The organism is Micromonospora sp. WMMD1274, from assembly GCF_049179035.1.
Classification (GTDB): domain Bacteria; phylum Actinomycetota; class Actinomycetes; order Mycobacteriales; family Micromonosporaceae; genus Micromonospora; species Micromonospora tulbaghiae.
The window spans coordinates 674,118-688,851 of the sequence record NZ_JBMHMG010000001.1 but is presented as its reverse complement, the minus strand read 5'-3'; the positions used below and the strand labels follow the sequence as shown (position 1 = coordinate 688,851).

The 14,734-nt window shown below is 72.7% G+C and carries 13 protein-coding genes; 8 read left to right on the top strand and 5 right to left on the bottom strand.

The features are described from left to right. Positions 1-136: 136 nt before the first annotated feature. Positions 137-1,126: an N-acetylglucosamine kinase gene (locus ACN27D_RS02690; protein WP_421498464.1), complete on the bottom strand. Its 990-nt coding sequence runs from the start codon at positions 1,124-1,126 to the stop codon at positions 137-139. Positions 1,127-1,283: 157 nt separating this feature from the next. On the opposite strand from ACN27D_RS02690, the gene ACN27D_RS02685 reads away from it, so the two are divergent. From ACN27D_RS02685 to ACN27D_RS02650, 8 genes are all read left to right on the top strand, one after another. Next, positions 1,284-2,231 (top strand): MurR/RpiR family transcriptional regulator, encoded by a 948-nt coding sequence (locus ACN27D_RS02685; RefSeq protein WP_120569014.1) that lies wholly within the window; start codon positions 1,284-1,286, stop codon positions 2,229-2,231. After that, positions 2,228-2,977 carry an SIS domain-containing protein gene (locus ACN27D_RS02680; protein WP_120569015.1) on the top strand — a complete coding sequence of 250 codons (750 nt, stop codon included), beginning with the start codon at positions 2,228-2,230 and terminating at the stop codon, positions 2,975-2,977. Before ACN27D_RS02685 ends, ACN27D_RS02680 begins: the two co-directional genes overlap by 4 nt. A 23-nt stretch (positions 2,978-3,000) precedes the next feature. After that, a complete protein-coding gene (ngcE, locus tag ACN27D_RS02675; protein WP_120569016.1) occupies positions 3,001-4,413 on the top strand; it encodes an N-acetylglucosamine/diacetylchitobiose ABC transporter substrate-binding protein in 1,413 nt (470 codons plus the stop codon). Between the two features lie 22 nt (positions 4,414-4,435). Continuing rightward, positions 4,436-5,377 (top strand): carbohydrate ABC transporter permease, encoded by a 942-nt coding sequence (locus ACN27D_RS02670; RefSeq protein WP_120569017.1) that lies wholly within the window; start codon positions 4,436-4,438, stop codon positions 5,375-5,377. A gap of 13 nt (positions 5,378-5,390) precedes the next feature. After that, positions 5,391-6,347, top strand: a complete 957-nt coding sequence (locus tag ACN27D_RS02665; RefSeq protein ID WP_013475962.1) for a carbohydrate ABC transporter permease — start codon at positions 5,391-5,393, stop codon at positions 6,345-6,347. A 61-nt stretch (positions 6,348-6,408) separates the two neighbouring features. After that, a complete protein-coding gene (locus ACN27D_RS02660) occupies positions 6,409-8,109 on the top strand; it encodes a bifunctional 3'-5' exonuclease/DNA polymerase (protein WP_421501099.1) in 1,701 nt (566 codons plus the stop codon). Between the two features lie 140 nt (positions 8,110-8,249). Then, positions 8,250-8,843: a nucleotidyltransferase family protein gene (locus tag ACN27D_RS02655; protein WP_120569019.1), complete on the top strand. Its 594-nt coding sequence runs from the start codon at positions 8,250-8,252 to the stop codon at positions 8,841-8,843. A gap of 84 nt (positions 8,844-8,927) precedes the next feature. Then, complete coding sequence (locus ACN27D_RS02650) at positions 8,928-9,644, top strand: VOC family protein (RefSeq protein ID WP_421498463.1); 717 nt, start codon at positions 8,928-8,930, stop codon at positions 9,642-9,644. A gap of 36 nt (positions 9,645-9,680) precedes the next feature. Here the strand turns inward: ACN27D_RS02650 and ACN27D_RS02645 are convergent, their stop codons facing one another. From ACN27D_RS02645 to ACN27D_RS02630, 4 genes are read right to left on the bottom strand one after another with little or no spacing between them, the layout of a single operon-like run. Beyond that, positions 9,681-12,035, bottom strand: a complete 2,355-nt coding sequence (locus ACN27D_RS02645; protein WP_421498462.1) for a DUF4127 family protein — start codon at positions 12,033-12,035, stop codon at positions 9,681-9,683. After that, on the bottom strand, positions 12,032-12,952 hold the full coding sequence (locus ACN27D_RS02640; protein ID WP_421498461.1) for an ROK family protein: 921 nt from the start codon (positions 12,950-12,952) through the stop codon (positions 12,032-12,034). Before ACN27D_RS02640 ends, ACN27D_RS02645 begins: the two co-directional genes overlap by 4 nt. Continuing rightward, positions 12,949-13,791 (bottom strand): carbohydrate ABC transporter permease, encoded by an 843-nt coding sequence (locus ACN27D_RS02635; protein ID WP_120569024.1) that lies wholly within the window; start codon positions 13,789-13,791, stop codon positions 12,949-12,951. The genes ACN27D_RS02640 and ACN27D_RS02635 overlap by 4 nt, the downstream gene beginning before the upstream one ends. Continuing rightward, a complete protein-coding gene (locus ACN27D_RS02630; protein ID WP_120569025.1) occupies positions 13,781-14,728 on the bottom strand; it encodes a carbohydrate ABC transporter permease in 948 nt (315 codons plus the stop codon). Before ACN27D_RS02630 ends, ACN27D_RS02635 begins: the two co-directional genes overlap by 11 nt. Between the last annotated feature and the right edge of the window lie 6 nt (positions 14,729-14,734).

The window sequence follows — 14,734 nt, the reverse complement described above, 5'->3', positions numbered from 1 at the left end:
GCCCGGAAACCCCGCGCACGCGAACGTCTGCCGGAAACGGCGGGTGGAACGTCATGGGTGTCGAACCGGCATTTTGACACCCATGGCGTTCCACCCGAACGGCCGAGCACAGCGCAGGGCGGCGCGGCGGGGCGGGTCAGGTGGGTGAGGGGACCAGGCGGGTGTGCAGTGCCGCCGGGTCGGTCACCTCGGGCAGGTCGCGGGCGGCGAGCCAGGCCGCGGCGGCCGCCCCGTCCCCGGCGCTGTGCAGCGGTGCGCCCGGCCACCGTCCGGCCAGTTCGGCACGGACCGCACCGGCCAGCGGGGTGTCGCCGGTGAGCAGCCCGCCCCCGAGCACCACCGGATCGGTCGCGCCGGAGGGGCGGATGCGGGAGACGCTCTCCGCCAGCAGAGCCGCGGCCTCGGTGATCAGCGCGACTGCCGTCGGTTCCCCGTCGCGGGCCGACGAGGCCACGAGCGGCGCGAGCCGGGCCAGTTCCACGGGTGGCCGCCGGGTCACCGCCTGCACCACGGCGCCGGCGGTGACGCGCGGCTGGTCGTCCACCTCGGTCGTGCCGGTCAGCTCGGCCAGCACCTGCCGGGCCAGGTCGCCGGGGGCGTCGGCGCGGTCCAGGTCGGTCAGCAGCCGGCGGACGGCCTCGCGGCCGAGCCAGAACCCCGAGCCGGCGTCGCCGAGCAGCCAGCCGTGGCCGTCGGCGGTGCGGTCCAGCCGCAGGTCGCGTACCTGGGCGGCGATGGCGCCGGTGCCGGCGACGAGCACGGTGCCGTCCGGGGCGGCGGTGCCGGAGGCGTAGGCGACCAGCGCGTCGCCGTGCACGGCGTACGGGCAACGCAGCCCCGCCTCGGCCCACGCGTGGTCGAACGCGTCGCGGCCGTGCGGGTCGGCCAGGAGGCGGCCGGCGCCCGCGAGGCCGATCACGCCGGCGCGTACCCGGATCGCGTCGATGTCGGCGAGCGCCGCGCGCAGGGCGGCGAGCAGTTCGGCGGCGGCCCGCTCGGCGCCGTGGCTGGTGGGGTTGCCGCCGCCGGCGCGGCCGGTGCCCAGGCGGGTGCCGTCGAGGCTCAGCGCTGTCGCGCGGGTGGATGTGCCCCCGACGTCGAGGCCGACCACGACGGTGTCCGACATGGTCCTCATGCTGGTCGGCCGCGTCGCCGGGCGCAAGATCGCGTCGGTGCGCCAGGTAACAGTTTGAAAACTTCGCCCACGCCCTTGACACGGAGGGCCCTTCAGTAAGAACTTTTACCACTAACAGTTAACACTCTTTTCCGAAAGGCTTCCGCCGATGGCCGAGCACGAGGTGGAGACTTCCGCGGCGACCGCGGTGGTCGATGCCGGTCCGGCCGACCGGCTGGGCGCCGACGGGGTGCTGGCCAGGGTCCGGGCCGGTACGGGGGAGCTGACCGGTGCGCTGCGCCGGGTCGCCGAGCACGTGCTCAGCGACCCGGAGGCGGCGGCCCGGGCGACAATCGTCGAGCTGGCCGAGCGCAGCGGCACGTCACCGGCGACCATCACCCGGTTCTGCCGGGCGATGGGCTTCGAGGGCTACGCCGACCTGCGGCTCGGCATCGCCGCCGAGACCGGTCGGGCACGCTCGGCGGGCTGGACCGTCGACATCGGACGGGAGATCCAGCCCGGCGACCCGCTGTCCCGGGTGCTCGACCAGATCATGGCCGCCGACACGCGGGCCATGCACGACACCGCCGCGCTGCTCGACCTGGCCGAGGTGGAACGCGCGGCGGTCGCCATCGCCGGGGCCAGCCGGGTGAACATCTTCGGCGCCAGCGGCAGCGCGCTCGTCGGCGAGGAGATGCAGTTCAGCCTGCACCGCATCGGCGTCGCCGCGTGGGCCTGGAGCGACGTGCACGAAGGGCTCGCCAGCGCCGCGCTGCTGGGCGCCGGGGACGTCGCGCTCGGCATCTCGCACACCGGTCAGACCCGGGAGACGATCGAGTTGCTCGCCGAGGCCGGCAGCCGCGGCGCCACCACCGTCGCGCTCACCGGCTTCCCCCGCTCGCCGCTGGCCGAGCTGGCCGACATCGTGCTGGTCACCGCCAGCCAGGCCACCACGTTCCGGCCGGACGCGCTCTCCGCCCGGCACCCCCAGCTCGTCGTGCTCGACCTGCTCTACATCGCGGTGGCGCAGCGCACCCACGACCGCGCCCACGCGGCCTTCCGGCGTACCGCCCAGGCCGTCGACGGGCACAAGGCCGCGAAGGGGGCCCTCTCATGATCAGTGCCCAGCGGTACGCCGACGCGGTCCGCCCGGTGCTCGACCGGCTGGTGGACAGCCAGGCTGTGGCGGTGGACCGGGCCGCCGACCTGATCGCCTCCGGGCTGCGCGCGGGCGGCGTCCTCCAGGCGTTCGGCGCCGGTCACTCGGAGGCGTTCGCCGCCGAGCTGGTCGCCCGGGCCGGCGGCCTGGTCCCCGCCAACCGGCTGTCCCTGCACGACCTCGTGCTGCACGGCGACGCGCCCCGCGACGTGCTCGCCGACCCGAAGCTGGAACGCGACCCGGCCGTGGCGCACCAGCTCTACGCCCTGGCGGCGCCGCAGCCGGGGGACGTGTTCGTGGTCGCCTCGCAGTCCGGCATCAACGGCTCGGTGGTCGAGCTGGCGACGCTGGTCAAGCGCGGCGGCCATCCGTTGATCGCTGTCACCTCGGTCGAGCACACCGCCCGGGTAGCTCCTCGGCACCCCTCCGGGCACCGGCTCGCCGACCTCGCCGACGTCGTGCTGGACAACGGCGCGCCGTACGGCGACGCACTGCTGCCGCTCGAGGGCGGCGGCGCGGTCTGTGCGGTCTCGTCGGTCACCGCGGCGCTGCTGGCGCAGCTGCTGACCGCCGAGGTCGTACGACGGTTCCACCAGGCCGGAGAGGTACCCCCTGTCTACCTCTCCGCCAACGTCCCCGGTGGGGACGAGCACAACCTCGCCCTCGAGTCGCGGTACGCCGGGCGTCTCCGGCGGACCGCCTGACCCGACCCACAAGGAGAGACAAGATGTCGGTTTCCCCCGAGAAGTTCGGCGACGTCAGCCGTCGGACCCTGCTGCGGCGCGCCGCGGCGGCCGGTCTGCTGGCCGTACCGGCGGCGGGTCTGCTGAGCGCGTGCGCCGGCAGCGAGCCGAGCAAGTCCGACGGCGGCGGCGCGGCCAAGAGCAAGGACAACCCGTTCGGCGTCAAGGACGGCAGCGCGGTCAAGGTGGTCGTCTTCAACGGTGGCCTGGGCGACCAGTGGGCCAAGGAAGACAAGGTCATCTTCAACGCCAAGCACGCGAACGTCACGGTCAACATGTCTTCGACCCAGAAGATCAAGACCGAAGAGCAGCCCAAGATGGCGACCCAGCCGAGCGACCTGGTGATGAACTCGGGCGCCGACATGATGGACCGCAGCACGCTGATCAACGAGGGCGCGATCGAGCCGCTGGACGACCTGCTCACCGCGCCGGCCTGGGACAGCGAGGGGACTGTGGCCGACAGCCTGCTGCCGGGCACCGTCGCCGACGGCACGCAGAACGGCAAGTTCTACGTGGTCAACGTCGCGTACACGGTCTGGGGCAACTGGTACAACGCCGCCCTGTTCAAGAAGGAGGGGTGGACGGCGCCGACCACCTGGGACGAGTTCTTCGCGCTCGCGCCGAAGATCAAGGCCAAGGGCATGGCGCCGTACGTGCACGACGCGGTGCACGGCTACTACCCGCGCTGGGCGCTGTTCGCCAGCATCTGGAAGGCGGTCGGCAAGCAGGCCGTCGTCGACATCGACAACCTGAAGGACGGCGCCTGGAAGGCCGACGGCATCGTCGCGGCGCTGGAGCCGTGGGAGAAGCTGGTCAAGGACAGGCTGCTGCTGCCGGGCAAGCTCGACCACACCCAGTCGCAGCAGGCGTTCCTGGACGGCAAGGCGGCCTTCATCCAGGTCGGCACCTGGCTGAAGAACGAGATGGCCGCGACCATCCCGCCGGGCTTCGAGATGACCATCTCCGACTACTGGAGCAAGAGCGGCGACAAGGCCGCCAAGGACGTCTTCGCCTCCTCCGGAGAGGGCTTCGTGGTGCCGAGCAAGGCGCCGAACAAGGAGGCCGCGAAGGAGTTCCTGCGGGCCATCCTCTCCAAGGCCGGCTCGGCGAAGTTCGCCGAGCTGACCAAGTCGCTGGCCTCCACCAAGGGCTCCGGCGACAACGTCCAGGACACCGCGCTGGCGTCGGCGAACTCGCTGATGAAGAACGGCAGCTCGGACCTGATCTCGGTGAAGTTCCCGGACTTCTACGCCGACCTGGACAAGGAGAGCCAGAACCTCTCCGAGGAGCTGATGGCCGGCCGCCTGACCGCGCAGCAGTTCGTCGACAAGATGCAGGCGGCCGCCGACAAGGTCGCCAAGGACTCGTCGATCAAGAAGCAGACCCGCACCGCCTGATCACCGCGAGGAAGTGAGTCCAATGCGGCACGGAGTCGCGCGTTTCGTCACGGGTTTCCTGGCCCTGCCCGTCGCGCTGTACCTGTTCTACGTGGTGTGGCCGTTCGCCCAGGCGGCGGGGTACTCGCTCACCGACTGGGGTGGGTACTCCGATTCTCAGCGCTTCGTCGGGCTGGACAACTACGTCCGGCTGTTCTCCGACGAGCTGATCCGGAAGGCGTTCTGGCACAACGTGTTCTTCCTGGTCACCGTGCCGCTGTTCACGATCGCGCTGGCCCTGTTCCTCGCGTTCCTGCTCAACGTGGGCGGACGCGAGGACAGGGCCGGCATCCGCGGGGTGTTCGGCTCCGGGATCTACAAGGTCATCTTCTTCTTCCCGCAGGTGCTGTCGCTGGTGGTCATCGCCGTCATGTGGCAGCAGATCTACCGCACCGACGGGCAGGGCCTGATCAACGGCCTGCTCATCAAGATCGGGCTGGTCGACGCGGACAACCCGATCGCCTTCACCGCCGACCCGGAGCCGTTCCTCGGCGTGCCGGCGGTGCTCTGGTGGCTGCTGTTCATCGCGGTGTGGAGCGGCGCCGGCTTCTACATGGTGCTGTTCTCCGCCGCGATGCAGTCGATCCCGAAGGACATCTACGAGGCCGCGATCCTCGACGGAGCGGGCCGGTTCCACACGTTCTTCAAGGTGACGCTGCCGCTGCTGCGGGACAGCATCTCGGTCGCCTGGGTCTATCTGGGCTTCATCGCGCTGGACATGTACGCGCTGGTCTTCGTCATGACGCCGAGCCAGGGCGGGCCGAACCACGCCAGCGAGATCTTCGCCTCGGTGATCCAGTTCAACGCGTTCCAGAAGGGCCAGTTCGGTTACGCCTGCGCGATCGCCGTCGCGCTGGCCATCTTCACCATCCTGCTGGCCGCGCTCCAGCTGAGGATCACCCGCCGTGAGCGGATCGAGTACTGAGGAGGTCTGGACGATGAGCACTGTGACCCACACCTCCGGCCCGGCCCGGTCCGACACGGCGCCGCCGGACCGGCCGCCGGCGGACCGGCGCGCGAAGGACGTCGGCAACGGCTTCGGCGGCCGGATCTTCAACGGCTTCTCCCACCTGTTCCTCGCGGTCTGGGCGATCATGGTGGTCTACCCGCTGCTGTGGGTGGTGATGTCGGCGCTCAAGACCGACTCGGAGGTGATCCGCGAACCGCTGTCGCTGATCCCCGATGCGCTGCAGTGGGACAACTTCGCCCGCGCCTGGACCGCCGGGATCGACAGCTTCTTCCTCAACACGCTGCTCGTGCTGGTGTTCAGCGTGACGCTGACGATGCTGCTGGGCTCGATGGCCGCGTACGCGCTGGCGCGCTACGAGTTCCGCGGCAACCGGCTGATCTACTGGATGTTCCTGTCCGGGCTGACGCTGCCGATCTACCTGGCCGCGGTGCCGCTGTTCAAGGGCGTCTACAACACCGGGGTCAGCCTCCCGCTGCTCGGCCCGAACAAGCACCTCATGCTGATCCTGGTCTACGTGGCCTGGTCGCTGTCGTTCACGATCTTCTTCATGCACTCGTTCTTCCGGACGCTGCCCGACTCGATCGCCGAGGCGGCCCAGGTCGACGGGGCCTCGCACACCCGTACGTTCTTCAGCGTGATGCTGCCGATGGCCAAGCCGGGCCTGATCAGCATCGGCATCTTCAACGTGCTCGGCCAGTGGAACCAGTGGTACCTGCCGACGCTGCTCATGCAGTCGGTCTCCGGCGAGCCGAAGAACCAGGTGATCGCCCAGGGGCTGATCGAGCTGTCGGTCAACCAGGGCTACAAGTCGGACTGGTCCGGACTGTTCGCCGGCGTCACCATGGCGATGCTTCCGGTGCTGATCGTGTACATCGTCTTCCAGCGCCAGGTGCAGTCCGGCCTCACCGCAGGCGTCGGCAAGTAACGCGCGGGAGGCGTCGGCAGGTGACGCGCGGGGCCCCGGCTCGACGAGCCGGGGCCCCGGTCTGTCGGTGGCACCGGGCAGAATCGCGTCCGTGCTGGTGGTGGTGGCGGACGAGCGGGGCGGCGGCGTGCTGCAACCGCTGCACGCCGACGGCACCCCGGCCGGTCCGGCCGAGGAGGTGGCCGACCTGGCCGCCGCCGTGGCCGCCCGGGAGGCCGCCGGGCGTCCCCGCTGGCTCTGGGCCGCCTGGGCGGGCGTCTACCCGGCGCTGCTGCGCGCCGGGGTGCGGCTCGACCGCTGCCACGACGTCGAGCTGACCGAGGCACTGCTGCTCGGGCACGCGGGCCGGTGGGGCGAGCCCCGCGCGCTGCCCGCCGCCTGGGCCCGGGTCACCGGCGCGCCGGTCCCGCCGGACCCGGCGCCCCGCCCGCCCGAGCCGCCCGGCCACGCCCAGGCCGCGCTGTTCGAGCCGCCGTCCGGCCCGCCCGGTCCGGGCATCACGGCGTTGACCCGGGTGTACGCCGACCAGCTCGCCCGGATCGCCGCGACCACCCATCCCGGCCGGTTCCGTCTCCTGGTGGCCGCCGAGTCGGCGGGCGCGCTGGTGGCCGCCGAGATGGGCGCGGCCGGCCTGCCCTGGCGCGCCGACGTGCACGACGCGATCCTGGCCGACCTGCTCGGCGAGGCGTCCCCGGTCGGCGGGCCGCCGCGCCGGCTGGCCGAGTTGCAGGCGCGGATCGCTGACGCGTTCGGCGTACGCCAGGTGCACGCCGACTCGCCCGCGGAGCTGTTGCGGGCGTTCGCCCGAGCGGGCGTGGACCTGCCGAACACGCGCGCCTGGGTGCTGCGCGGGGTGGAGCACCCGGCGGCGCCGCTGGTCCTGGAATACAAGGAGCTGTACCGGATCTGGACGGCGCACGGCTGGGCCTGGCGCGACGCCTGGGTGTCCGGCGGCCGGTTCCACCCGGAGTACGTGCCCGGCGGCGTCGTCTCCGGCCGGTGGGCGACCCGGGGCGGCGGGGCGTTGCAGATCCCGAAGGTGATCCGGCAGGCGGTGGTGGCGGACCCGGGCTGGACGTTCGTGGTGGCCGACGCGGGTCAGCTCGAACCGCGCGTGCTCGCGGCGGTCTCCGGCGACGAGCGGCTCGCCGCGGCGGGCGGCGCCGGTGACCTCTACGCCGCGCTGGCCCGGGACGCGTTCGCCGGTGACCGGGCGAAGGCCAAGGTGGCCCTGCTCGGGGCGATGTACGGGCAGACCGGCGGGGCGGCGGTGCCGGCCCTGGCGGTGCTGCGGAAGAACTATCCGACCGCGTTCGGCTACGTCGAGGCGGCGGCGCGCACCGGTGAGGCGGGTAGGCTGGTCCGGTCCTGGCTGGGGCGTACCTGCCCGCCCGGGTCGGCGGGGTTCGCCGAGGGGGAGGAGCCGTTGCCGGAGGGCGGGGCCGATCCGCACAGCCCGTCGGCCCGGGCGGCCCGTTCGCGGGGGCGCTTCACCCGCAACTTCGTCATCCAGGCCACCGCCGCCGAGTGGGCCTCCACGCTGCTGGCCACGTTGCGCACCGAGCTGGCCGGGACGGAGGCGGAGCTGGTCTTCTTCCAGCACGACGAGGTGGTGGTGCACTGCCCGGCCGGGCAGGCGGCGGTCGTCGCCGAGGCGGTCACCGCCGCCGGCGCGCGGGCCACCCGGCTGCTGTTCGGCGACACCCCGGTCCGGTTTCCGCTCGACCTGTCCACTGTCGACTGCTACGCGGACGCGGCATAGTCACGCAATTTTCCGTTTTGCCCCGCTACTTGCCCCCGGCCGTGCTCGTTGGGTCCGGTGTGCGTACGACGGGACGGACCGGGCGGCTGTGCCCGGTCCGTCCCCAGATCGAGGGGGCACCGCTGAACCGGATCGCTGCAATGATCATCGCCGCCGGTGGCGGCCGCCGCATCGGCGGACCCGAAGCGCTGCTGCACCAGGGCGAGAAGCCGCTGGTCAGCCAGATGATCGACACGATGGCCGAGGCGGGCTGCGCGCAGGTCGTGGTCGTCCTGGGCGCGGCGGCCGAGCAGGTGCGGCAGACCACCGACCTGAGCGGCGCCACTGTCGTGGTCAACCGCGCCTGGGGCACCGGCGTGGGCTCCTCGATCCGGGCCGGGCTCGCCGCGCTCACCGACGACGACATCGAGGCGGTGGTCGTGGTGCCGGTGGACATGCCCGGGCTCACCGCGGCGGCGGTCCGCCGGGTCACCGCGCTGCCGTACCCGGACGTGCTGGTCTGCGCCACCTACGACGGGCTGCGCGGCTACCCGATGCTGTTCGGCCGCCGGCACTGGTCCGGCATCGCCACGCTCGCCAGCGCCGACGTGGGGGCGCGGCCGTACCTGCTGGCGCACAAGGACCAGATCGTCGACATCGCCTGCGACTCGGTGGCCGACGGCAGCCGGATCGACAGCCCGGAACTGATGGCGCTCTACGGCCTGTCCATCCCCGAACAGCGCGTCGGCGCCTGACGGCCCGAAATCCGGCTGCGCGCCCGGACCGCCCGGCCTACGCTCCTGACCTGCCGACGACGGCGGCGGATCGGAGACGGGCCGATGGCGGTACGCCTCTACGCGGTCAGCCTCGACGCGGGCGACCCACGACGACTCGCGCGGTTCTGGTCCGGGGTGCTGGGCCGGGAGATCATCGACGACCCGCGCGAGGGCGTGGCGCTGGGCCCGGACGCCCACAGCGACTTCCGCATCCGCTTCCTGCCCAGCGATGCGCCGAAGACCGTGCAGAACCGCGTGCACTTCGACGTGACCAGCGCGTCGCCGCAGGCCCAGCAGGAGACGGTCGACCGCGCGCTGGCGCTGGGCGGACGGCACATCGACATCGGCCAGGGCCCGGACGACGACCAGGTGGTGCTCGCCGACCCCGAGGGCAACGAGTTCTGCGTAATCGGGGCGGGCAACACCTTCCTCGCCGGCTGCGGCCCGGTCGGCGCGGTCAACTGCGACGGGACGCGGGCCGCCGGCCTCTTCTGGAGCGAGGCGCTGGGCTGGCCGCTGGTCTGGGACCAGGACGAGGAGACAGCGATCCAGTCGCCGCGCGGAGGCGCGAAGGTCACCTGGAGCGGCCCGCCGCTGATGGACCGCGGCGACGGGGACCGCGTACACCTGGATCTGGTCGCGGACGGTGACCGGGACGCGGAGATCGACCGGCTGCTGGCGCTCGGCGCGACCCGGGCCGGTACGGGAAGACACACCGCCGGCGACGTGGTGCTGGCCGACCCGGACGGCACCGAGTTCTGCCTGCTGACACCCCGCTGAGGCGGGTGCGGCCCCGGGGGACCGCACCCGCACCGGTCAGCGCAGCCGCAGGCTCGGCTCCAGCGTGACCTCGAACAGCCGGTCCCACGGCAGCTCGACCCGTACCGCCGTGACCCGGTCCAGCGTCGCGGTGAACGTCTTGCGTCCGCGTCGGCCGAGCACCAGCTCGTGCCCGGCGAAGTGGTCGGCGAAGTACCGCTCGGTCAGCGGCACCAGCCGGTCGCGTACCCAGCCGTCGAAGTAGCGCTTCTGCTCGGCGGTGAGCGCCAGCGGATCCCAGCCCTGCGCCCGGGCGTGCGCGTACGCCTCGACCTGCACCACGTTCTTCCACGGGTCGTCCTTGACGAACCGGTAGAGCAGGTACTCGGCGTGCGCCCGGGCCGGCCCACGCAGCTCCGGCACGCCGAAGCCGCTGCCGGACGAGCGCAGGTACGCCCACCGCGCGGTGCCGTGCGCGAGCGCCAGCCCGAGCGCGTTGCCGCCGGTGTTCCACCCCGAGTACGACAGCAGCGCCGGCAGGTCCAGGCGGGACTCCATCCGGGACACCAGGTCGTGGTCGCCCTTGTTGACGATCAGCGGGTCCACCACGATCACCGGGGTGCCGGCGGCCAGCAGTTCGCCGATGCGGCCGACGAACGCGTCCAGGTCGGCGGCCCGCTGCCCGGCCGCCGCCGAGGGGGTGTTCACCGCGAGGACGATGTCCGCGTCGCCGGTCACCACCCGGCCGCCCACCGAGGTGACGTGCCGGCGGATGTTCTCCGCGAACGGGATGCCCTCCAGCGCGGCGGTCCAGCCCTCGCCGGACACCCCGGCGTACTCCACCCGGTAGGTGGGCGCGGCGCCGGCCGCGACGACGCGCGCGACGAGCAGCGCGTTGACCTCGTCGGCGCCGGGGAAGATCTCCACCCGGTCGCCGACGCCGAGCCGCGCCACCAGCGCCTCCAGCTCGACCCGCTCGGCACGGGCCAGGCCGACCGGCGCGGTGTCGTCCTCGGAGAGCACCAGGTGGCTGATCGTCCCGTCCGCCACCCACTCCACCATCAGCCGGTTGACCTGGTGGTTGCGTGCCCGGGCGGCCAGGTAGTCCTCGACCACGGCGTCCGGGATGCGCGCCCGTACGGCGTCGAGCTGGGCCCGCAGCGCCTCCTGGCCCAGGTTGACCACCTGGTCGTACAGCTTGGCCCACTGGACCAGCAGGTCACGGTAGTTGTCCAGGTCGGTGCCGGTGCTGGTGACGGCGAGCCGCTGGATCGTGTCGTGCACCTCGATCACCGTGTCGGACCCGCGCGTGCGCAGCCGCCGGATCGCCTCCAGGTTGCGCAACGCGTCGGCCAGCGCCGGTGCGGCGGTACGCGAGGCGATGAGGCCCCCGTACGCCAGCATGCTCACCGAGATCACGTACCCGTCGACGCCGTCGGTGCCGTCGAGCCACTGGGCGATGCCGGCGCCGTCGCCGGGGGTGAAGAAACGGCCCAGCAGGTCCCGCGGCGGCAGCAGCACCTCGGCGCCGGCGCTCGCGGCGGTCATCTCGGCGCAGTACGTGTTGACCGGCCGGTCGTCCAGCGGCACCAGCGCCACGCTCGGTCCCCGGCCGGCGGGCCGGGCGACGGCGGGGCCGCCGAGGGCCACGGTTGCCAGGCCGGCCGCGCCGGTGGCCGCAAGAAGCGTTCTTCTCTTCATCGATGCTCCCTCTTCTCCGGTGCGCTCGCCGCCCGGGGGGGTGGCCGGAACCAGCCGGCGGGTGATCCACAGCGGTGAGGTGACCGCGTTGCCCGTCACCACCGCGTGGGCCCCCGCCTCGAAGGCCCGGCTGATCTGCTCCGTGGTGCGGTAGCGCCCCTCGGCGATCACCGGCACGGGCAGCAGCGCGGCGAGTCGCGCCACGAGCCCGAGGTCGGGCCCGTCGATCGTGGGGCCGGCCGGCGTGTAGCCGGACAGCGTGGTGGCGACCGCGTCCGCGCCGGCCTCGACGGCGGCGACGCCCTCGGCCACTGTGGAGACGTCGGCCAGGACCAGCGCTTCGGTCTGCTCGTGCACCGCGCGGACGGTGTCGGCGAAGGTCCGGCCGTCGGGCCGGGGCCGGTCGGTGGCGTCCACCGCGACGACGTGCGACCCGGCCCGCGCCGCTTCGAGGGCGTGCCCGGCGGTCGGGGTGATGAACACGCCCTGCGTGCCGTGCTTGTACAGCCCGATCACCGGCACGTCGACGGCGGCGCGTACCGCCCGCACGTCGTCGGGGCCGTTGACCCGGACCGCCACCGCGCCGCCACGGACCACGGCGGCGGCCACGCGGGCCTGGACGTACGGGTCGCGCATCGGGTCGTCCGGGTCGTCGGGCAGGGGCTGGCAGGACACGACCAGCCCGCCGGCCAGTTCGTCCAGGACACTCACGTGCTGGTCCCTCCGTCGTGGCGGTTCGGTGCGGTGGCGAGCCGGGCGGCGCCGACCACCACCGCGTCGGCGCCCAGCGCCGCGGGAAGCAGTGGCACGTGCGCCCAGCCGCCTGGTAGCTCCGCCCGGTAGGCGGCAGTCGCGGCGGGCAGCAGGGTGCCGGCGGCGCCACCGGCGACCAGGACGGCCTCGGGGTCGAGCAGCGCGACCAGCCCGGCCAGTGCCGCGCCGAGCGCAGCGCCGGCCCGCTCGACGACCTGCCGGGCGGTCGCGTCACCGGCCGCCGCGCGCCGCGCCACCTCCCGCCCGGCGACCGGGTCACCGCCGGCCAGCGCGTACGCGGCGGACAGGCCGGTGCCGGAGGCGACCGCCTCCAGGTGCCCGTACCGGCCGCAGCCGCAGCGCAGCCGGTGTGCGTCCGGGACCGGCAGGTGCCCGAGCTGGCCGGCTGCGCCCCGGGCGCCGCCCTCGACCCGCCCGTCGCGGACGATCGCGCCGCCCAGCCCGGTGCCGACGGCGGCCAGCAGCACGTGCCCCCGGCCCCGTCCGGTGCCGGCCCAGCACTCGCCGAGCGCCGCCGCGCTCACGTCGTTGGTGACGCGCACCGGCCGGCCGAGCCGTGCGGCCAGCTCGTCGGCCACCGGGGTGCCGGCCCACCCGGGCAGGCTGCCGGTCGCGTACCTGATGACGCCGGTCGCCGGGTCGACGGTGCCCGCGGTGCCCACTCCGACCGGCCCGGGGCCGGCGGCGGCGAGCAGGTCCGCGGCGAGGCCGGCGGCGGTGTCCAGCACCGCGGCCGGCCCGCCGCGGGCGGGGGTCGGCGCCTCCCGGCGGTCGAGCACCCGCGCACCGGGACCGACGAGGGCGGCGGCGGTCTTGGTGCCGCCGATGTCGATCCCGACGACCGGCCCGGTCATCCCTTCAGGCCGGTGTGCGCGAGGCCCTCGACGAACTGCTTCTGCGCGATGACGAACACCGCCAGCACCGGCAGGGCGGTCATCGACGCCGCGGCGAGCTGGACGTCCCACATCGGGCCGCCGTACGCGTCGACGAACTGGGTGAGCGCCTGCGGCAGGGTGAACTTGTCCGGCGAGGACAGGAACACGATCGGTTCCAGGTACAGGTTCCAGCTGTGCAGGAACGTGAAGATGGCCACCGCGCCGAGCGCGGGCCGGGACAGCGGCAGCGCGATCTTCCAGAACGTGGCGAAGCGTCCCAGCCCGTCGACCCGGGCCGCCTCCTCCAGCTCACCGGGGAGGCTGATGAAGAACTGCCGCATGATGAACGTCGCCAGCACGCTCGGCGCCCCGAAGATCGGCACCAGGATCAGCGGCCAGTGCGTGTCGATCAGGTCGAGCTTGAAGAACATCTGGAACAGCGGCACGATCGTCACCTCGCTCGGGATGAGCAGGCCCGCGAGGACGACCAGGAACAACACGTTCTGCCCCCGGAACCGGATCCGCGCGAACGCGTACCCGGCCAGCGACGCCACGGCCAGCGTGCCCACGGTGACCAGCAGCGCGATGTAGAGGCTGTTCAGGTACTGCTGCCCGAACGGCTGCAGCTCGAACACCCGCCGGTACGCGTCCACCCGCGGATCGGTCGGCAGCAGTTGCGGCGGGAAGGAGAAGATGTCCGCCACCGGCTTCAGCGACGAGGTGACCATCCACCACGTGGGGAACACGAACGGAACGGCCAGGACCATCAGTACGCCGTAGAGCACCAACTTGGTCCGCCGGGACAGCTCACGATTCATGGAAGACCCACCTCTTGCGCATCTGCCACTGCAGCACCGTCAGCGCGAGCACGATGACGAACAGCAGGATCGACAGCGTCGCGCCGTAGCCGAAGTGATGGAACTGGAAGGCCTGCTGGTAGAGGTAGTAGACGAGCACCGTGGTCGAGGTGCCGGGCCCACCCTGGGTGAGCACCGCGATCTGCGCGAACACCTGCAACGAGCCGACCACCGTGATGATCGACGTCAGCATGATCGTCGGGCTGATCAGCGGCACGGTGATCCGCCAGAACTGGCGCATCCGGCTCGCGCCGTCGACCTCGGCGGCCTCGTACAGCTCGGCCGGCACGCCCTGGAGCGCGGCCAGGAACAGCACCATGTTCAGGCCGACGTTCTTGAACACCTGCACGACGATCACGGACAGCATCGCCGTGCCCTCGCCGCGCAGCCAGTTGGGCCCGTCGACGCCGATGGTGTCGAGCAGGCCGTTGACGCCGCCGTTGTCCTGCAGCAGGAAGCCCCAGACGATGGTCCACGCGACCAGCGAGACCACCACGGGGGAGAAGAACAGCGTGCGGAACACGATCGTGCCGCGCAGCTTCTGGTTGAGCAGGACGGCCAGCAGCAGCGCCAGGCCGAGGTTGAACACGACCAGACCGACCGAGAACAGGCCGGTCGACCGCAGCACCGGGCCCAGGTTGGGGTCGTCGGCCAGCGCGGCGTAGTTGTCGGTGCCGATGTAGTCGAAGCTGCCGGCCAGCACGTTCCACTCGTGCAGGCTGTACCAGAACACGAGGACCAGCGGCAGGATGACGAAGACCACGCTGCCGAGCAACTGCGGGGTGATGAACAGGTATCCGGTGAGCTGGTCCCGGCGGCGGGTGGTCCAGAACGGCCGGGCCCGGCCCGGGGCGGGCCCGGCAGCAGCCGGGCCCACCCTGGTGTCCGTCTGGGTCATGATCCT